Raw genomic sequence first — 20,492 nt, forward strand, 5'->3', positions numbered from 1 at the left:
ATATCCTCCGTTATTAGAATCTGGTCATGATATGAGTCTGAGCGTAGACCCACGGCAGCGTTCTACCTCCGATATAGTAAGATCGATCGGAAGCAATAGTAATGTTCGCAAACAGATCTTTAAGGATACAGAAGAGAATTGGGTGACCGCATAACTCACCTACAACTTTTCCGTTTTTTACATAAAACGCCTTATGAATAGGAATATGTGCAAAAGAAATAAGAAAGTCTGAGTTGTGAGAACGTGATAATTCTTCTATGATAATGCCATTTCTCATATTTTCAATTACATTCATCAGATCATGATTTCCGCATTTAACTTTTGCAAAAGGATAGCGCGGAGAAGGAATGCCTTCCTTCAATTCAAAGTCGGGAGTCAAACATCTAAACCCATTACCAGAAGTATTTACCTCCTGCCTTACGCTTAGAAAGCGATCGTTGTAATATCCATTAAGGATACCTTCCTGTACCAAAGGTTGTTTTGAAAAGGGAGTTCCTTCATCATCAAAGTCAATTTCAGAACCAGATGAGTGCTCAATATATAATTCAGAAGAAAATACTTTTTCCCCTATACTTTCTTTTGTAATCAGTAAGTCTTTGACGGGATACATTTGTGCAGAAAAATTATGGAGTAACATATCTAGTAGAATTTGGAATGCTTCGGGCGCAAAGACAACCTCGTATATACCCGATTCTATTCTAACCTTATGATAGGTCTCGAATCTCCAAGGCTGGACGTTAAACCATTCCAGTGGATCTGGAAAATGATTCATACAAGATTTCTTTATGATCATTTCATGACTTCCGCTTTCGTAACGCAAACGAAAAATGCATTCAATATGGAGATGTTCGGAATATAAGAATTGATCCTCATCAACTGCAAGCTGTAAAGTCCGCTTTATTTTTCGTATTATATATTTATACTCATAAACATTACGATTAAAAAAATTATTTACATTGTTCAACCATAAACGAAATAGTAGTTCTCTATCACTATCACTTGTATTATTTTGACGACAAGGTTTGGGAAAACGCAGAAAATCATTCGGTACCTTTGGACCAAATTTGGAATAGTCCGTTGCAAAAGCCACCAAATCCGAATTAAAGGAGCCAGTTGAAACTGCAACACCCAATCTACCGTCATTAACGAGACGAATTGTGTTTATTTTATTAACTGATTTGAAGGGTGACTGGACCGAATCACTGCTATTAATTATTTCAGTTTCAAAGCAAATTGAACATGTTTCAGTCGAAACTTGTTGATTTCCCATCTCAGCTTGCACCTATCCACAATGACTTAACTAAGATTTCTGGTGAGACTGAAGACACCTTCAATCCGTTTTGCCCTCTCTTTGCACATGTAAAAAAATGCTCTTTAATCTGATCTCCAACCAGTAGGATATTACGTAGTGCTTCCATGCAATCACCCCTGATTATTATTTTTCCTAATTGGCAAATACTCTCACCGTTCTCCATTAGTTCAGCGTTCCCAACATGCAAGACAAAACTACCTAAGTAGGAATGGGCATTGTCAATTTTCTTGACAAAGATGTATCGGTTGAATACGCTTCTTAGCTCGGTCCTCGATGCTTCTCCTTTTTGTATTACGGTACGGTTCATTCTCGGTATTGCCTTCAGCCAACCGTATATTGCTTTTCCATGACCGTTTGACACGCCACCATAAATTCGTGCGGTTTCACGCGAGTGTAACAACTGTTCAATTCTCCCCTCTCGTATCATCCATGTTTCACTTGTTGGGACACCCTCATCGTCACTGGAGTATATTGGATGATCCCCGATTGATAAAAAGGAAGGGCCAACTTGTTCACCAGTTCTGGATTTCAAACGTTGCGCTGTAGAAGTGTCTGCTTCAAACATGTGACCCACGACCTCATGAGCAAATATTCCAGATGCAGAGTTAGAGAACAAAACTGGGTATTCACCTGCTTGAATCGTCTTCGATATCCTTTCCCTTCGTGTGATCAAACTCACTAACTCCGGGCGGATCCTATCAATATGATGAGCCAAAGAACTCGCTGATATAGAGTTAATTGAATCAAATCTTTTGGAATCAATTAATTCCATGATGATACTTGAATAGTATTCTTTTCGAACGTATTCTCCACCCCGAGAGTTTATGTAATAGAATTGAGATGAATCAATTGTGGAATTTAAGACTAATAAACCGTCAGAAATACAGCGTAAATAATCAGATAATTCGTCTAATTTACTGGTAGTATCGACATCTGGAATTGGTTCAGGCAAATAGTTATCCTCAATTTTCTTTCTACTCATACGATCGTTAAATATAGCCGTGGTAATAAACTGTCTGGAAGAAAGCTTTCTTTTTGCTTCTTCTAAAGCAATCGAAAAATTAGAGATGCTATCAAATGATGCGTTGCCTTCGTAATTCCCATCAGTAATGATAAGCCTCCCCCCTTGGTGATATGTAGGTACGCGAGGCATATGAAAATTTGAAGCATCAGTATAAATTAATTCACCTTGTTTCCACATCACTTCTATCATGTATTCACATCGACTCAAAAGATCTTGCAGTTTCTTTAGCATTGGAGCCTGCTTCCCTCCCAAGAAATTTATCTCGGTATACAAAAGCGATAATAAAAACTAGGATGGAAAAAAAACCCAGACCGCGATACATCCATGTTACTGACAACGTAGCAAGTGTCCCCCCTAGAAGCATCCCTATAACGTAGAATGATGTAGTAAAAATATTGAGCACACCAAAGAATCTACCTAAAAAAGTTTCAGGTACTATTTTTTGACAAAGTGTTAAAGCAACTAAATTAGGGAGAGTTTGGAAAAAACCAAGCAAAAACATGACAACTAGTACATATGGGTACGGAAGCGTTGTTATAAGTATTAGAGAAGTACCAATTCCTAAAAAAGCACTGAAAATAATAGTTAGGTAAGGCTCCCAGTTTTTTGCGTATTTGGAATAAAACGCTGAAACTATAATCATTCCAGCTGCGATTGCACCATTTAAGTAACCAAATGTCAACTCATTCCCACTTAGAGATTGACTGTTAAATACCACTAATTGGGTTACTATCATTCCTATAATAAAGCTACCTGTAGTAAAGATAATTATCAGCCTCGGAATAAACGGTATCCCTTTTAATTCACTAATTCCACTTTTGAAGTCATTATAGAAAGAGCTTTGTTGCTGTCGTTCCGCTCTGATCTTGGTATAAGGATAACTTATAAAGGTCAAAATGATACAAGAGAGGATATAAGTCAGTGAATCGAGGTAATAGGGGATTTTGTATCCATAAAATCCAATTAAGAGTCCCCCAAACAGAAAACCTAGTATTTTTACCACACCAGAAATAGCAAATGAATAACTGTTTATTGTCGCTAGTTCATCGTCTGAGGAAATTCTCCGAATTACTTTCATTTTCGCGGGGTTGAATATACATGAACATAAAATAACAAGCATTAATATTGGATAAATTAGCCAAATAGTATTAAAAACAAAGGGAATAAGAATTATCATAAGAGCCCGAAGAATATCTGTTACAATCATCAACATTTTGGGATTGTAACGATCAGCAATAATTCCTCCGAATCCTGAGGCGAAAATAATCATAACATTCTGGCTTACCATTAAAAGACTTACCAGAATCGGACTGTGAGTAATATTGTAAATCTGTAACATAAGAGCACTAAAAACTACCCAGTCACCAATTTCAGACAAGAATTGAGCACTTAATAAAATATTTCGGTTGCGAAATTTCATAAAGCCACTCCTAACCAGTAAAGATTTTTACCATGTTCACTAAAAAAGGTGTGTAAGCAAATAGGGGGAGCCTATTTGCTTACACAAGTTTACAGCCATCAGCACAGTGTATTGTTCGTGTTGTTAAAAAATTCATCGTCTGCCAGGTCAATCAAATCTAGTTCTAAAGCCTCGATCTCTTTTTTCAGATCTTCCATAAGTATCACCTCCTTTCAAGGCGCTTTGATATTAACCTTTAAGTCATCAGGGGTTGTTCTGAAGCTAATCTTTCAATAACGTTCAAAGAACCTACCGATCGAATATAGTCTTTTGCTACAGAAATCCGTAGAAGCCGATAGTATAACTCTTCTTCTGCATTCGGATGTTCTTTAAGGTAGTCGCTAAAAGACTTCTCATTTGTAAAAAAGTAGAGAAACTGTATAAATTGATCCACATGACTGATTATTTTCCCATCCGTTCTAATTAGAAAACGCTTGGGAGAAGCCGTTGGAGCAGACTCTATTACATGTTGTTCGAGCATGCTCATTGTATCTTTTAAAAGAAAGCCTTTTTTATGTTCCCTCTTACTATTAACCATCCAGGAAGTGACATCTGACATTTTTAAGAGTTTTTCAATAGGATAGGTTTTAATATCCTCAACCACATATCCATTTAGTATATACAGTTGATCATAAGTAATTGGATTTGCCTGAAGATTCAATTCGCGCAGAATAGCTGTTCCAAAACGGTCATGATAAAAGAATGAATGCGAAGAGTCTACACCTCCAACCCACGGTCGATCGAATTGCGTCAGCATTAGCTTGCCTTTTTGTTTCTTCAGAAAGTCTCTTTCATCGTTTGTTCTACTACCGCCCTTTTCCTTGTAATAAAGATTTCTTACAATATCTTCTTGATCATAAGGGGTAACATCAGTAATATTGAATTCCTGTTCCTTCTTCGCTACAATCGCTCCAGGTGTTAGCGCAAATGTTCCTAGGCCCCCAAATGTCCAATGAGCACGTAACTTGTTCAAAAAGTTGACTGATTCCATAGCTTCTTCGAGAGTTTCTGTAGGAAAGCCTGTGAAACCCATTATCTGAACTCCGATGTTTGCACTATGGAAATTTTTTATAGTTTCTTCAACCCGCTCAACTTGAGTTCCTTTATTAATAAGATTCAATATTCGTTGATTACCTGATTCGAATCCTACGGAAATAGCTACACACCCACTATTTTTCAAAAGCTCGCATCGCTCATTTGACCAATATTTTTCCAATCGAATTTCCGCGCCCCAGCGGATATCTATCTTCTTTTTTATAATAACTTCAGCTAACTGTAATAACATCGATGGACTAAGTACATCCACAGAAAAGTATACAAATTTATATTTTTTTGAAAATATTTCTAAATCTTCTATTATTTTATCAATAGAGTTGTGACGCCAAGGACTAGTTGGAGAATCGCCGTTTAATCCATAATCGCAGAATGTACATTTGTTCCAATAACACCCACGTGAAGGCGAATAATATACAAAAGGCTCTGGAGATAAATATAGGCTCCAGTTCAACTTGGAATAATCAGGAGTAGGCATTTCTGCGAGATTGAAATAATTGATACTTGGAAGCTCAGTTGTAACAGAATGCCTGGGATGAAAATGTACGTTAGGAATTACACTGAACCCCTTTCCCTCATAAATCATTCCAAGTAATTTGGTAAATGCAACTTCCCCTTCGCCGATCACACATGCGTCGGCCGAATCAAATATAGAAAAAAACTTACTTTTATCCTGCAAATACTTCCACACATCTGATACTTCCGTGCCTCCATATAAAACCACAATATTCGGAAAAGTATTCCTGATCATACGTCCGATAGTAAGGGCAAAAGGCAACTGAAAATTATATGTAACATTAATCCCTACTGTTTTATAACCAGACTCGAGGATTCTAGGTAGTAGAACATTTCGGAAATAGGGTTCAAAAGGGGCAGTTATTTTTTCACAGATTTCATGGCTACTGATGTCCACTGAACTTTGTAGATTGAAGAACGCACTGACGGATAAATTAAATCCGTTAAATTGTCCTGGATACGCCAATAAGGAGAGAGCATCCATCCAGCTCGTTATTAGTTGGACAGCTAATCTATATCTACTGTAATCGTAGAAGACCTCGTGACTTCTTAGGGTATCTATAGCTTGTGGTAAGTTGTCGAAGTCTAGCGACCGCAGTCTCCATGCATATTGAAGCTCTAATTGTTCATATCCGTTTAATAAGTGTTTACCCTTTAAAGTTTCATACCGGTTTTCAATGTGCTTCCTAACCGACTGAAATTGTTCTGGCCTGATCGTGTATAAAAACGCTTCGATATTGGTGTCAACGATGTCGATGTCATTAAAACCACAGGTCCTCGCGTACGTCTCTAAATAACACAAGCTATGGTATCCTGATGTCGGATCACAAATCGGTGGGTAAATAAGTAGAGTCGACATTTTTTTATCTTCCTTTCGAAAAAAGAAAAATAGGTCCACTATGGTTTTAAAATAAATAACGAACTATCCCATTTATAAGACGTTACGAATTGTGTATTGATTTTCCTAATTAGTTATCTGAATTTTTAAATCTAACCTTAGATCCTGAATACTTATTATGTAAATAAAAGTGTATCAGGATGTATCTTCGCAACTTTGTTCAATGACCTAATCTAGATACATTAAGGTATAAAAATTACCATTCCTCACTTCGTTTTTGGATTTATACAGATAATAACAAATTGAGTAGAAAAGGGGTATTGAGGAAACATTTTGAAAAATGGTAAAATTAGTAGGTAGTGTTAGGGAATATTTCTCAATTTTTCATAAAGGAAGTGACCATAGTGCTAGGAGAAATTATATATACACATAGAATACAAAACGGGTTCACCCAAGAAGGTTTAGCAAGAGGCATATGTTCCATCTCATATCTCAGTAAAATAGAGAATAATAAAATTCAAGCGAGTCAAGAGGTTGTCACCCTACTATTTTCAAGACTCGGCATTTCAGAACTAGATATTTTAACAGTAGATGATGACTTCGATGCATTGTTAACAAATTGGAAGGAAGTGATTCTAAGCCGAGAAGTTGGTCGCGCAAGAGTTCTAAAGATAGAAATAGATCAGAAGTTAAAAGATAAAAAATTCAGTGCAATTTTTGAAAGATTTGCTTTACTCCTTGATTTTGGTTTTCAAATACTAGTGAAAAACTTAAGTCAAGCTGAGGTACTTTACTCAAAATTGGAAGTAATTAGTAAATTTTTCACCTCTGAACAGTTGTATTTATATCACCAATTTCAAGGATTGTTAAAATACGCACTTAATGACATGCAATCTTCTTTAAGACACTTACTCAATGCACTCAATATGGGAGGAAAGGACCAACAAATACGGCCAGAACTATACTATCAACTTGCTTTAGTTTATACACGTCTGTATCAGATTCCGTTTAGTATTCACTACGCTCAAATAGCCATCGGGCATTTTGACCATAGTGCTGATTATATGCGTAGCATTGATTGTAAGATACTGTTGGGAATTAATCTCATTCGTATACACGATTTGCAGAAGGCGGAGTCCATCTTGTTAAGCGCACTCAAATTTGCAAAATTAAATAATTGTCTTCATACTACTGGAATCGTATTGCATAACCTTGGCTATCTATATTCAATTAAAAAGGATCATGAAACGGCAATCGAATACTACCTCCACTGTCTAAAAGTAAGAAATCAAAAGGATTTCCCGAGATTTGTAAATACCGTCTACTTCCTTTCTAAAGAACTCCATTTCTGTAGTCGCAAGACGGAAGCAATGAAATGGATACGTAAAGGTCTAAAAATAGCAGGCGAACATGACCTTGAGGACTACCGAATCAAACTTACTTATTTGTTGCATCAACTAAAGGAGACTGAAGATGAGACATTAATTCGTTTTTTGGAGAATGAGGCTATTCCATTCTTTCAACAGAAAGGTGGTGAGTATTACTTTATCAGCACTTATTCAGAGAGACTTGCTGATCTATATTCACAGAGATACCAATACAAAAAATCAAGTCATTATTATGCTATTTCCAATGAATCACGAAAAAAATTGAACGGAGTGACAATTGATTTATGAAGAAACTCATATCTTCTTTACTTGTATCATTTCTCATTAGTATGTTATGTGCTTTTCCAGTATTTGCGGAAGACTATCCTGATCCTAAACCAGAACGGAGTCAGCCAAAGATTATCAGTAGCAATTTTTCTAATATCGACAAAATCATTGATAAGACTTTCGTATAATCGATTTCATTTGTACACGGTTTTTACGCTTAATAGTCATACACCTGTCAAGTAAACAGCAGCAGCCAGTGTGTCAACCGAAGCGCACTGGCTTTTTTTATTCGTAAATTGTTTGTTTGTAAGATGCGATTCATTTCATTTGGATTGAATTGTTGTAATAGACGATGGATATGGACATCTGAATGCCTGTCATGGACAGCATAGAAGCGACAAAGACTAACTGAAATGCCTCGCTTCTAACTCCCAGGGAATTGGAGGTCGCCGAACATCATACTAGGGAAAAGTAATAAGGCTAGTAGCGAGGAGCTGATTTGACTATTAAGAAATAAACGTTAAACAATCCAAACTGAAAAAGAGCCGGTTTCACCATATGAAAAGGTGTACCGGCTTTACTATTCTCTTCTGACTCAGTGAGCTCAAAGTAATTATCTCAGTAAGCCCACCTTAATCCCTTTGTTTAATATATTTTGGTAGTCAATAAATTCATAGATGTCATCATCGATAAAGGAGCTGATCTGCTTCAATTCATCCAGCGTCAATTCTTCAATCGCTTTTTGATTATCCTCACAATAGATGACGATGGAACCTACGATACTATGGGCATCTCTAAAGGCAACCCCTTTGCTAACTAAATAGTCAGCAACCTCTGTTGCATTGAGGAAGCCCTCTTTCACCGCTTTTTTCATGTTTTCACTGTTGACCTTCATCGTAGAGATCATTTTGGACATGATTTTCAAGCAAGAGAGTATGGTATCAAGTGCATCAAAGAATGGCTCCTTGTCCTCCTGCATGTCTTTATTGTAGGCCAAAGGCAAGCCTTTCATCGTGGTTAACAGCGATGTCAGCGATCCGTAAACACGTCCTGTTTTGCCTCGAATGAGCTCCGCCGCATCCGGGTTTTTCTTTTGCGGCATGATACTGCTCCCTGTAGAGTATGCATCATCGATCTGAACAAACTTAAATTCCTGGCTGCTCCACAAAATCAACTCTTCACTCAGTCTGCTGAGGTGCATCATGAGAATGGAGAAACCAGACATTAATTCCAAAAGGTAATCCCTGTCGCTTACCCCATCCAGGAAATTATCGACCGGCTTTGTGAATCCCAGCTCTTTTGCAGTCATTTCTCTGTTGATAAGATGAGTCGTGCCCGCCAGCGCCCCACAGCCAAGTGGACTTTCATCCATGATTTCGATCGCATTTTGAACTCGCCTTTGGTCACGCTTCAGCATCTGGTAGTACGCCATGAGATGGTGCTGAAACGTAACGACTTGCGCACGCTGGAGATGGGTGTAGCCTGGCATGATGACGTTGTTTTCTTTTGCCTTTTTTTCCAGGCTGTTCTGGAGCTCTTCAATATTTTCGATGACTTCCAGCGCTTTATTTTTCGCATACAACCGAATATCGACAGCAACCTGGTCATTTCGGCTCCGTGCTGTATGGAGCTTTTTGGCTGTTGCTCCAATTCGCTCTGTCAGATTCGCTTCCACAAAACTATGAATATCTTCATAATTTCCCTCGATCGGTAGTGCTCCACTTTCAATATCATCGAGGATCGAAATCAGCGATTGGACAATGTCTTCTCCCTCTTGCTGTGTGAGCAAGGAACATTGCATGAGCATATTTACGTGAGCAATGCTCCCTTTAATATCTTCCGCATATAGTCTCTTATCAACATGAAGAGAGCTGTTGAAGTCCTCCATCAATTTATTTTCTTCTTTTCTAAAACGTCCTCCCCAAAGCTTCATATCCAAGTTCTCCTTTATAGATGTGAATGTTTGCGATTACTGGGTTATACTTTCCGCAAGCTCTGTAATGTTCCCCTTTTTACGCATATACCATACGCCGTTGTACACCGCGAAGTTGAAGAAGATAAACCCTACAATCGCCACAAGAATAGACATATAAGGCTCTGGAAGGATGCCCATACCACCAAAGTTACCTATATAGGACATCACGATAAGCAAGAGAATATAAACAATCAGATACAATCCACCGAGGATTTCTTCTGATTTATGCTTCTTGATGAAATGGATGATTAAATAGGCGCCTACTCCGATGATGAGGCCTGTAATTCCAAGCTGCACCTTGCTCCATTTCGTCCAATAAATGAGAAGTGTCGCAAAGACAAAGGCTAAGGGAGCAATCACACTCATACCCGGAAGACCGTTATCTTTCGTCAGGCCAACCTTGCGAAATACCATTACGGTTACACACGCCGAGGCATACTTGTAGATTCCAATCGCCCCTACAATGGCGACGATGGCCGTCCAGCTCTTCAACGGGAACAAGAAGAGCAAGCCAATAACGAAGTTGAAAGCGAGTGCACGAGTCGGCACACCAAATCGCGGGTTGATCACGCTGAAGTAAGAGGGCAGAAAACCGCTCTTCGCCATACCGAAGACATGTCTTGAAGTTCCAGCCGTATAAGCGAGGGCTGAGCCCGTTGGCGAAACCATAGCATCTGCTGTAATGATCCAAGACAGCCATACCATATTGGCTATCATAGCGAGATTCGCAAATGGAGAATCAAACTTAATGCCACTCCAGCCGTTAGCCAGCATCTCCGGTGGAACGGCTCCGATGAAGACCACTTGCAGCAGTACATACATAATCGCTGCAACGACAAGCGAGGCAATCAGGGCTAACGGAATATTCCGTCTAGGATTGACGACTTCTCCACTCATCATGATGACGTTTCCAAATCCGGTGTAAGCAAAGAAAATACCACTCGTCAATACTGCGCTTAAGCCTGCGCTATACCCATTCGGGGCAAACCCTTGACTCGTAAAGTTTTCCGTATGAAAACCCGTCATAAAAAAGGCGATAATCGTGAGCACAGGTACTACGAATTTAATAACGGTAATTACCGTATTCGTGACAGCAAACAGCTTCACACCAAAATAGTTAAAAATGACAAAGAATATCATCAAAACGCATGCTGCCAACATGCCTGTAGTTGTAAGCTGCTCTTTGGCAACATCATAAAGTCCGGGCCAGAACTGATTGGCGTACTGGATCACTCCTGCCGATTCCACTGGCGCCGTGGCACAATACCCAAGCCAAATCGAATAACTGGTCACTGTTGCCAGCATTTTTCCGTGCGAATAGAGTGGATAGCGACCTAAACCACCTGATTCAGGCTTGACTCTTCCTAATTCCGCATAAACGAGAGCGATAAAAGTAATGACGATTGCACCGATCAGCCAAGATATGATTGCAGCAGGACCAGCTAATTTCGCTGTTGCCCAAGGACCAAAAAGCCAGCTTGATCCAATAATTCCCCCAAGAGAAAGTGCCGTAAGAGACCAAAATCCCATCTTCTTTTTCAAGTATTGTTCTTGATTCATGAAAGTACCTCTCTCTTCGCTTCGTATTTATCGGTATTTCCCTTTTACAATCATGAAAATAGGCAACACGCTTTCTCCTTTCTCCTTATTTTTTGACACGGAGAGCATCCTTCAATCCAGATTGATTTTTCGTTTTTGAATGAGCTCTTTGAATCAGATGAAATCAATTAAGGGTAATAAACGGGTAATTAACCTAAAAGGATTATATTTGAATCATTTGTATTTTTCAATGCGCATTCTGAAAATTTAATAAAAAAAATAACCATCCAGATTTTGAATGGTTATTTCAAGCGATATCTTTTACTTGGTCTTCCACGTGAAGTAAATGACTCTTCTCCGATATGTTCTGCTAAATCGACCTCACACAAGCTCACCATAAAGCGTCTCGCATTGCGTTCATCCCAATAGAGATGCGTAGCTAGATCTTTGATGGTAAAATCGTTCCAATTCATTCTCTTGATGAGGGCCGTAAGTTTGTTATAGTTTTTCACACTGATTTTGACATCCTTGAGCTTTTCGCTCAGTTGTTTGTCATCAAAACGGTAGGAATAGCTAAGCTCCTCCTCTTCCCCTGCCGATTGAATCATCGTCCCGTCCTCTCGAATAATGACGATTCCGTGCTCGACTCTTTCTTTCGACAGCTGAATGGCACGCTGCGCGTTTATTTCGGCTGAATGAACCGTTACCCCATACCCGATTCCTACCGTAACTGTGTCATCAGATTCATTGGAAAGCTGGTAGATTGTCTTTTGCAACACTTTAATTTCCCGTTCGATTGCACCTCGTGAGCTGAAAATTACATAACGGCCGTTCCCTTTCTCTAATAGAGAGCCATCTAATCTCTCACAATAGCGAAGCAGCGTTTCTTTTACCTGCATTTCAAAGTACTGCAAATGATACGAGCTTTTCACTTTCTCCGATATTTTATCGAAATGCTCCATTTCTATGATTTGAACCCCAATTTGTGTGTCTTTGTAGTAAAAGGTCCTCGTCTTTTCTGCGAGAATTCGTAAGGCCTGGCGAATTTCCAATTCAGTCGTTGAGATTCGGTAAGTCGGTACCCCGGCCTCTTTTAAACCGAGATAAACCGCTTCAAAACAGGTCAAAGCGCCCTTCGTCTTCCCGCTTCTCCACAAATCCATGTGGAAATCCATTAACTCTTGTATGGTTGAATTCACATCAAAGGTTTTCACATACATTTCTTTGGGTGCAATTTCGATTTGCCTAAGCGCCTGCTCCAAATGAGATGTGGTGATCTCGTCGATGCTCACTCGATTCAAAAATTCTTGCTGGTAATATCCCATATGCAAAAGGCTTTTATAAATGCCAGACTCTGTATGCTGAATATAAACCAATTTTTCTTCCGAGGATAACGTGTTTTTCGCGATCATGTATGAAACCTGGCCGGAAAAGAGCCAGACATCAACATCTTGATTGTGTGCCCTGACAATACCTTCCGTCTCATGGAAGTCCTTATACGGATACGCAGTAAATTCCATCGTCATTTCATATTCTTTCCCGAATTGAATGATGCGTTCTACGGATGAATGAGGACCGATAACCCCAACTCTATACATGATTCCCTCCTGCTACAGAAACTCCCTAACGATCATTGTATCTAGAATGGTAAAAAAATGACAGTCGCGTGCATGACCCAGGTACTATAGATCCACATTTTGATAAACAACCTAGTTCCACAATATCTATGATTGGTGCTGATTGTCTAGTTTATTTTGAATGTTAAGTGAAATAAAATACGAATTATTGAGTAAATATGCATCGTTATTCTCCATGTGATAAAAGAGGAGCGCCTGTCCGCTTGGTCGAATAGGTTACTCTATCACTCGTACCGGCATGGACTCTGCACGTGAGACATGAGCAAAGGTAGATAAGGAGAATGCACATGTTCGTTACCACCATCGGTTTCTCTAAAAAATCACTGCGTACCTTTGCCTCAGCCCTTCAGCATCACAAGGTTGATCGCGTGATTGATACACGTCTGCACAATACATCCCAACTCGCTGGCTTTGCCAAAAAGGATGATCTGGAATTCATTTTGGAGCTACTGCAAATTGATTACCTGCATGACCTTTCTTTAGCCCCGACCGAAAGCCTGCTGAAGGCAATCAAGCAAAAAGAAATTTCTTGGAGAGAGTTCGAGACTACGTTTACAGATTTACTGCAGCAGCGGAAAATCGAAACGAGAATGAATGATTGGGTGGGTGACAGCGTTCCTTGTTTCCTCTGCAGTGAAGAGAAACCGCATCATTGCCACCGAAAATTGGTTGTGGAATATTTGCGGGAATTTGATCATCGCATCGAGATCGTTCATCTATAGCGATGCCATTTTTGTACATACTCAAAAAAAGGCAACCGGCGTTTACCGTTTGCCTTTCCCTGACCTCTTTCGATCCCCCTCTTCTGGGATCAGCCGCTCCAAAATATATCCTGGGTTTACACCTGTTCCGAAAACGAACGTTAATGCCAATGGATCCTATTCCTGTCCCGTGACGTGAACCAAAGGGCGTTTATCTTTCCACGGCCGGGCTTGCTCAAGTTGCGCAGCCAATCGTAATAAAGTGGCTTCGTCAGCAAAGCGGCCGGCAAACTGCATGCCGATCGGGAGGCCGCCGCTGCTTTCGCCGAGCGGCAAAGAAATGGCGGGTTGACCGGTAGTGTTGAACAAATTGGTGAATGGCGCATAGGTGAAAATCTGCTCCGTCCATTGCTTTGCGTCAATTCCTAACGCATTCGCGTTCAGCTCGCCCAAAGGCAATGGCGGACGGGCCGTTGTCGGGGACAACAAGACGTCGTATTCCGTGAAAAACCTTCCGACTGATCGGGAAACCATGTTCTGAATGTCAAGGGCCTCCAGAAATTCTGTTGCCGTAATCGTCTGACCGAACTGGTAACAAGCGAGAATCGCCGATTCAAGATTTTGTTCAGATGGAGTCCGGTTCAGTGCGCGGGCGACCCCGTTGATCCAATTCGTTACGTTTGCCGCCCAGATTCGCAGTGTAGCGAGCATATGCAGGTCATTGTCGATTTCCGGTGCGGCTTCGATCATTTCGTGTCCCAGCTCTTCACATAGCTTGACGGTTTCGTACAGGACATCCAGGCACTCCTGATCGACACGGACACCTGAAGCCGGTTTCGCCGTCCAAGCGATTCGCAGGCGCTGGGGAGGACTGCTGATCTCATCACTGAAAGGCCGCTTGGGCGATTCTGCCCACGTATAGCATCCGGTATCAGGTCCGGCGACGGCATCCAACAGCGCGGCAGCGTCACGGACACTACGGGTCAAGGCAAATTCGATACCAAGACCGTTAAGCGGCTCACTATAGTCCGGACCAGTTGGGACTCGTCCGCGCGTCGGCTTCAAACCGACCAGCCCGTTGCAGGAAGCCGGGATGCGAATTGATCCTCCGCCGTCGTTGGCATGGGCAAAAGGGACAATGCCCGCGGCAACGGCTGCTCCGGAACCACCGCTTGATCCTCCGGGACTATGGGCGGGATTCCATGGATTTCGAGTGGCACCGTACAGGAGCGATTCCGTTGTGGCGTTGTAACCGAATTCTGGGGTCGTCGTCGTTCCGACCGTGACCAGACCTGCTTTGCGAAATCTGGCCATCAATTCGCTGTCGTAAGGAAAATTGATCCCGTCTGCCAGTCGGCTGCCCATGCTGCTGGGAACTCCAGAGGCGTGAAGAACGATCTCTTTGATAAGGAAAGGAACCCCCTTGAACGGTCCGTCCGGCAAACCGGAATCAATTTCCTTGTCCGCTTGTTCAGAAAGAACATGGACGATGGCATTCAGTTTTGGGTTAACCTTGGCAATTCCCTCTAGAGCTGCCTTTTTCAGTTCCCTTGGAGTGACTTCCTTTTGCCTGACCAACTCAGCTAAACCAATTCCATCATACGCAGAATATTGGGAAAATTGCATCGTGCCAAGCCTCCTCTTTATGCGGTACTTGTTTTCTGGCTTTATTATGACAAATGCCAAGAAAGCTGACTATTCCCCGAAAGGGTCATTTTTGCGTTTCCTTCCCCGCTCTTTTCAGGCCATATTGCTCCCAATGAGTGCATGTATCATGATTGTAGGAACCTGTACCATAGGGGGGAAGACATTTTGCTGGAAAAGGGCGTATCTAAAACAAATTGTTTGAAAGTTCTGAAATTCATTGACTCTATTATGGTTCCCGAAGAAAACTTCCGTAAGCAGGTGTTGGTGTCTCTGTCTCAAATATTTGGCTTTAACAGAACGATCTTTTGGACAGCTGACAGTCAGGGCAATTTGTACGATCCGCTCACCTACAACCTGGAGGACAGCCTGATTCAAGATTACGTTTCCTATTATTCTCAGTTCGATTTGCTGCATCCCCAAAAGATTCTTCACCGGATTTCCACCAGTAATACGTTACGGATCAATGACATCATGCCCTTTCAGGAATACGAACAATCCGTTTACTATAAGCAATTTATGCGAGCATACGGCTATTATGATGAGATGGGGGTTTTTCTGGAAAAGGGAAACAAATTGCTGGGCGTTATTGGATTTGCAGGCTCCAAACAGGAAAAAGGGTTTACCGCTTATGATACCCAGGTATTAGGCATCCTGTCCAAATATATCGTTAGTCCCTTGGATACGTTTGCTCGTCTGGAAGGGATTGCGCATGAAAAAATACTTTTTGAGGCCCATTCAAATATGTCCTCGATCGGCATGATTATCGTCGAGCCCCCTGCCTCTATCCGCTATGTGAATCCGGCTGCCCAGGACATTTGCACGGAATTGACCCGGGAAAATAAAGGGACGAATTCGATCAAATCCTTTATTGGGAAACTTTTAGAAAATCATTCCTACAGCAGGATTCTGCCTTTTGTCACGACAGTCCGATCGCCTGCGCTGCTGGAAATAACGATACATGTCCTGCCCTCGATTCAGACTCAATCTTCCTTTCAAAGAAAGCCTCAATATGTCGTTTACCTTATCCCGAAAAGTCAGTCAGCCAGCCGAATAGCTTCGCATGATAGTGACAAGCCCGCCCTCTTGACCCGAAAAGAGTGGGAAGTTTATGATCTTGTGCAGCAAGGGTATACAAATCAGCAGATTTCGGTCGAATTACACATTAGTTTTAATACAGTCAAAAGGCACTTGCAAAATATTTATAAGAAATTGGGAGTAACGAACAGAACGAGCTTGTGCTACAAGCTTAACTCGTAGTTCCCTTGCCGCCATGAAGCCCCAGTGTATCGCGATAGAGAATATCAAAAAGGTCGTACCGAAATACTGGGTACGACCTTTTCGTTTAGATAGTAGGTGGGTTCACTTCTTCCTTCGGCTTCAAGCGGACGGAGCAGGACAAGATTTCCTTTAATAGGATGACGCTGATTCCTCGCCGGCCATGATCTTTACCCCGGAACTCGTACCGATTCTAGTTGCACCAGCCTCCATCATTTTTTTCATATCATCCAGAGAACGAACTCCTCCGGATGCTTTTACCCCCATCTGATCCCCTACCGTTTGACGCATGAGCTTCACATCAGCAACCGTTGCTCCGCCACCAGAGAAACCAGTCGAGGTTTTGACAAAGTCAGCTCCGGCTTTGAGCGATAGTTCACAAGCCCGAATTTTTTCTTCATCTGTTAAGAGACTGGTTTCCAAAATGACTTTCACCAGCGCCTTGCCATCGGCTGCAGCCACAACCGCTCGAATATCTTTTTCAACAGCCTCATGTTCGCCGGCTTTCAAAGCCCCGATGTTAATGACCATATCAATCTCTGCGGCCCCATTGTTGATCGCGTTTTTCGCTTCAAATGCCTTGGTTTCAGAAGTGGTAGCCCCGAGCGGAAATCCAATCACCGTACAGACCTTTACGTTGCAATCTGCCAGCTGTTTCGCCGCATAAGAGACAAACGCTGGGTTCACGCAAACGGTCGCGAATTCATATTTTTTTGCTTCCGCCGTTAGTTTGGCAATTTCAGCTTTTGTTGCATCCGCGCTTAAAAGGGTATGGTCAATCATTCCAGATAAATGTAGCATTCTGCTTTCACCTTCTCCTTCTTCCTATTTGCTTATCGTAGACTTATAGTAACACGGGTGTGAACATATGTAAATTTTATAATGAAATTATGTTCAATTCAGTACTTTTAAAAATATGAAGAATGCTGTATAGAAAAAAGGGCATCCCATAAGTCCTGCGACTTTAGTGGAATGCCCCTTTGTTTTATCTTATCAAGGCTTGTGCGGTAAACTGATCGGTAATCAATACATTCGCGTATCTACCAGCCAGTGCCGCTTGTATGGCTTCAATCTTACTCTGTCCTCCTGCAACCAGGATCGATTTCTCTTTCTGGCGCAAATCCGATAGATCAATCCCTACGATTCGGTTATTGATATCTTCGCTGCATATTTTTCCCTCCGCATCAAAGATACGGGAACAAATATCCCCTATCCCAGTCCGCTGCAACAGTTCCTGCTCTTCTTGATTAAAATAACCGAGACGGAAGAGGAGCGAATCCTCTCTTACATTTCCAACGGTAAAAACAGCGATATTCGCCTGCTTCCCGAGCTCGATGATTCGCCTGATGTGCCGGTCTTCTTCTACCATTTTTTTGACCGTCATATGATCAAAAATAACGGGTAACGGCAAATAACGAGCAACGGTCTGAAACGCTTCCGCAAATAAATTGACGATTTCTACCGCATACGTATTCACTTGGGAATGGCTGACACCGCCTTTTAATTGGACCACCTCCACCCCTCGGACTGGTTTGGGCTCCAATTGCAGAGCTACCTCGTACATGGTTGTGCCCCAGGTGACACCAATAATGTCCCCGTCTTTCACAATCTCGTGGATAAAGGCAGATGCTTTTTTGCTGATGCTTTTCTTTATTTCTTCATACTCATTGAGCGGGGAATAACAAATGCGGACTGTGTCTAATCGATACTTATTTTCCAGTGCTTTCGCTATCATATGTAAATCTTCACGCGGGTCAATGATATCAATTCTTACATACCCTTGTTCTTTTGCATGCTGAAGTAATCGGGAAACCGTCGGCCTGGACACTCCCAATTGGGTGGCAATCTCTTGCTGGCTGTAATCGAATTGATAATAAAGCTTGGCCGCTTCAATGCTCAGGCTCTGTTTCTCTTTGTCCATCGTCTCACACTTCCTTCCCAAAATATTTGTAAAAGGAATCGTGTTTAGAGAAAATGTTGGATCCAAACATTTGGTTCAACGTAACGTCCTTCATTCTTTTCAACATCAATCGCAACCGGAACAAGCGCACCAGGCACAATATAAGTCCCTGACTCAGGAAACTTCATACTTGTCCAGCTTTCCCACTCTGCAACCGTTCCTTTAATGATCATTGACTCTGGAGCGAGCTTGATGATTTTAGCCCCTGTACGCAGGTGCGTCCGGATCCATGGATCAAATGGATCTCCATTGTCATTTTGCCATTTGATGTATTGGTCCATTGGATTTAGCGGATACTTCGATTTTACAGAAGGTCTTACCGGTGCAAACAGATGCTTGATGGATTGGCTCTTAACCAGATCTTTTAGCGTCTGTATCATTATGCTGCTGATTCCCTTCCCACGGGCCGCGGGATGGATCACGATCGCAAGGGCCGATACCGCGTTTGGCTCTCTTCCTTCACGGTAATCCCTGATGCTCTTGATAAATACATCATCCCATCCAGCCGGCAATCCTTCCTCTGTTCCGTCCCAATAAAATGGAACAGAATTGCAGCAAGCAAGTACAGTCCCGCTTTCATCTGCGATACAAAATTGGAAATGCGGGAAAAATTCAACCACCTGGGCATAATACTGTACCGCCACCTCATCAAATAACATGAACGGCGGCCAGCCCGCTTCATTCAAATTATCAAAATGACTTGCCATTTCCGGATGCTTATCCAATGTATATATGTTGTATTCCATGTCGTCGTCCCCCCAATGGATTCATGCTTTTTTATAAATGTTTGGGGGCCACCGCAATCAAAAGTACCATACCTGCTCAAGTCCTTTCCTCTGAAACTGAACAATTCCCCAAAGATTTCAATTCACTTTCAATTGTATCACAAAAAAGCCACGACTGGTGGCTTTTACCATTTAGGAACTCGACCTGCTCTTTTTATAATTTTTTGATGCGTATGGGACTTACCATCAAAATAGCTAGCAAAATGGTTACAATGGAATTGCTATACAGAAATAACCCCATCCCTGCCATGATAAGGCCAGCAAGAGGAATGGGAATACCCATAAAGTACCCGATTGTTGGTTTCGCGCTAAATCTCGCCAATCGCAAGGCTCCCATCGCCGGATAAAGGACAAAGGCAAGAGAGGTTATCCATGAATGCGGTGACAAGGCATGGAAAAGCAAAGCAGGGGCAACCCCGAAACTGACCATATCTGCGAGCGAGTCCAATTCAACTCCGAGCTCACTATTCACTTTTAATTTTCTTGCTATTTTTCCATCGAATAAATCGAGAAAAGCGGCTAAAAAAATAAGTAGAGCTGCCATTCGAAAGTAACCGCTCATCGTAAAGGTAATCGAAAATAAGCCGCCTATTAAATTTCCCAACGTAAATAAATTAGGTACCCATTTTACAATGCGCGAGGGCAATAGAAGTCCGCCTTTCCACAACTATAAAATCCAATCCAAGCGTATAGCTTTATTGTATCTCATACCTACTAGAGTATTCATTGCGGGCTGACTCCCGCGAAATTGCATGGGAAAAAGCAATGCGCCGACGATAGGCAATATTCCCATCTTCACTTTTCCTCTTTGCACTTGAAGCAGCTCATTAACAGAAGAGGACAAGTCCTCCAGCAAATGCTAAATGTTTAAAGCCTTCTCATAAACAAGCTGTCCCGTATCTGTGAGTACAACCTCCCTCTCAGAACGGTCAAGCAATGTAACGCCTTATTCATCTTCGAGGCTTTTGATCATCTTGCTGATGGAAGGGTTGTCTAATATCCATCTTTCGAACCGCCTCTCCCCATATAGGCAAAACGATTTTTTTCCGCCGGACCCGTTGCCGAATACGCGAAAAGCAGCTCCGCCGAGCCGCTTTTCGCTTGTTCAATCGGCAT

At 41.7% G+C, this 20,492-nt stretch carries 15 protein-coding genes and 1 pseudogene; 3 read left to right on the top strand and 13 right to left on the bottom strand.

Annotation, left to right across the window (positions count from 1 at the left end):
• Positions 1-13 precede the first annotated feature (13 nt).
• The 4 genes from ACIFQN_RS16020 to ACIFQN_RS16035 all read right to left on the bottom strand — a co-directional run bounded on the left by ACIFQN_RS16020 (position 14) and on the right by ACIFQN_RS16035 (position 6,223).
• Positions 14-1,270: a metallopeptidase TldD-related protein gene (locus ACIFQN_RS16020; RefSeq protein ID WP_429834032.1), complete on the bottom strand. Its 1,257-nt coding sequence runs from the start codon at positions 1,268-1,270 to the stop codon at positions 14-16.
• 1 nt (position 1,271) lies between these two features.
• Complete coding sequence (locus ACIFQN_RS16025) at positions 1,272-2,567, bottom strand: metallopeptidase TldD-related protein (protein ID WP_429834033.1); 1,296 nt, start codon at positions 2,565-2,567, stop codon at positions 1,272-1,274.
• Complete coding sequence (locus ACIFQN_RS16030) at positions 2,530-3,756, bottom strand: MFS transporter (RefSeq protein WP_429834034.1); 1,227 nt, start codon at positions 3,754-3,756, stop codon at positions 2,530-2,532. Before ACIFQN_RS16030 ends, ACIFQN_RS16025 begins: the two co-directional genes overlap by 38 nt.
• Positions 3,757-3,991: 235 nt before the next feature.
• A complete protein-coding gene (locus ACIFQN_RS16035) occupies positions 3,992-6,223 on the bottom strand; it encodes a B12-binding domain-containing radical SAM protein (RefSeq protein ID WP_429834035.1) in 2,232 nt (743 codons plus the stop codon).
• A 383-nt stretch (positions 6,224-6,606) separates the two neighbouring features.
• Between ACIFQN_RS16035 and ACIFQN_RS16040 the strand changes: the two genes are divergently transcribed.
• The gene (locus tag ACIFQN_RS16040) at positions 6,607-7,878 is read left to right on the top strand and encodes a helix-turn-helix domain-containing protein (RefSeq protein ID WP_429834036.1); all 1,272 of its coding nucleotides are present in this window, start codon (positions 6,607-6,609) and stop codon (positions 7,876-7,878) included.
• A 592-nt stretch (positions 7,879-8,470) separates the two neighbouring features.
• Here ACIFQN_RS16040 and argH read toward each other — a convergent pair.
• From argH to ACIFQN_RS16055, 3 genes are all read right to left on the bottom strand, one after another.
• Positions 8,471-9,790, bottom strand: a complete 1,320-nt coding sequence (gene argH / locus ACIFQN_RS16045; RefSeq protein WP_429834037.1) for an argininosuccinate lyase — start codon at positions 9,788-9,790, stop codon at positions 8,471-8,473.
• A 36-nt stretch (positions 9,791-9,826) separates the two neighbouring features.
• Entirely contained in the window at positions 9,827-11,392 is a 1,566-nt protein-coding gene (locus tag ACIFQN_RS16050; protein ID WP_429834038.1) for an APC family permease, read from the bottom strand.
• 281 nt (positions 11,393-11,673) lie between these two features.
• Positions 11,674-12,969 carry a hypothetical protein gene (locus tag ACIFQN_RS16055; RefSeq protein ID WP_429834039.1) on the bottom strand — a complete coding sequence of 432 codons (1,296 nt, stop codon included), beginning with the start codon at positions 12,967-12,969 and terminating at the stop codon, positions 11,674-11,676.
• 326 nt (positions 12,970-13,295) lie between these two features.
• Here ACIFQN_RS16055 and ACIFQN_RS16060 point away from each other — a divergent pair, with 326 nt between their 5' ends.
• Positions 13,296-13,730 (top strand): DUF488 family protein, encoded by a 435-nt coding sequence (locus ACIFQN_RS16060; protein ID WP_429834040.1) that lies wholly within the window; start codon positions 13,296-13,298, stop codon positions 13,728-13,730.
• 156 nt (positions 13,731-13,886) lie between these two features.
• On the opposite strand, the gene ACIFQN_RS16065 is transcribed toward ACIFQN_RS16060, so the two are convergent.
• Entirely contained in the window at positions 13,887-15,335 is a 1,449-nt protein-coding gene (locus ACIFQN_RS16065) for an amidase (protein WP_429834041.1), read from the bottom strand.
• Between the two features lie 186 nt (positions 15,336-15,521).
• Here ACIFQN_RS16065 and ACIFQN_RS16070 point away from each other — a divergent pair, with 186 nt between their 5' ends.
• Complete coding sequence (locus ACIFQN_RS16070; RefSeq protein ID WP_429834042.1) at positions 15,522-16,613, top strand: helix-turn-helix domain-containing protein; 1,092 nt, start codon at positions 15,522-15,524, stop codon at positions 16,611-16,613.
• A 150-nt stretch (positions 16,614-16,763) separates the two neighbouring features.
• Here the strand turns inward: ACIFQN_RS16070 and deoC are convergent, their stop codons facing one another.
• From deoC to ACIFQN_RS16095, 5 genes and pseudogenes are all read right to left on the bottom strand, one after another.
• Positions 16,764-17,432, bottom strand: a complete 669-nt coding sequence (gene deoC / locus ACIFQN_RS16075; RefSeq protein WP_429834043.1) for a deoxyribose-phosphate aldolase — start codon at positions 17,430-17,432, stop codon at positions 16,764-16,766.
• A gap of 184 nt (positions 17,433-17,616) precedes the next feature.
• A complete protein-coding gene (locus tag ACIFQN_RS16080; RefSeq protein ID WP_429834044.1) occupies positions 17,617-18,552 on the bottom strand; it encodes a sugar-binding transcriptional regulator in 936 nt (311 codons plus the stop codon).
• 44 nt (positions 18,553-18,596) lie between these two features.
• Positions 18,597-19,337 carry a GNAT family N-acetyltransferase gene (locus ACIFQN_RS16085; RefSeq protein WP_429834045.1) on the bottom strand — a complete coding sequence of 247 codons (741 nt, stop codon included), beginning with the start codon at positions 19,335-19,337 and terminating at the stop codon, positions 18,597-18,599.
• Positions 19,338-19,530: 193 nt separating this feature from the next.
• The gene (gene pssA / locus ACIFQN_RS16090; protein ID WP_429834046.1) at positions 19,531-20,022 is read right to left on the bottom strand and encodes a CDP-diacylglycerol--serine O-phosphatidyltransferase; all 492 of its coding nucleotides are present in this window, start codon (positions 20,020-20,022) and stop codon (positions 19,531-19,533) included.
• A 93-nt stretch (positions 20,023-20,115) separates the two neighbouring features.
• Positions 20,116-20,373 (bottom strand): annotated as a pseudogene (locus tag ACIFQN_RS16095) (LysR family transcriptional regulator); the annotation flags it as partial.
• Positions 20,374-20,492: the final 119 nt, after the last annotated feature.

This window comes from Brevibacillus sp. NRS-1366, from assembly GCF_050467985.1.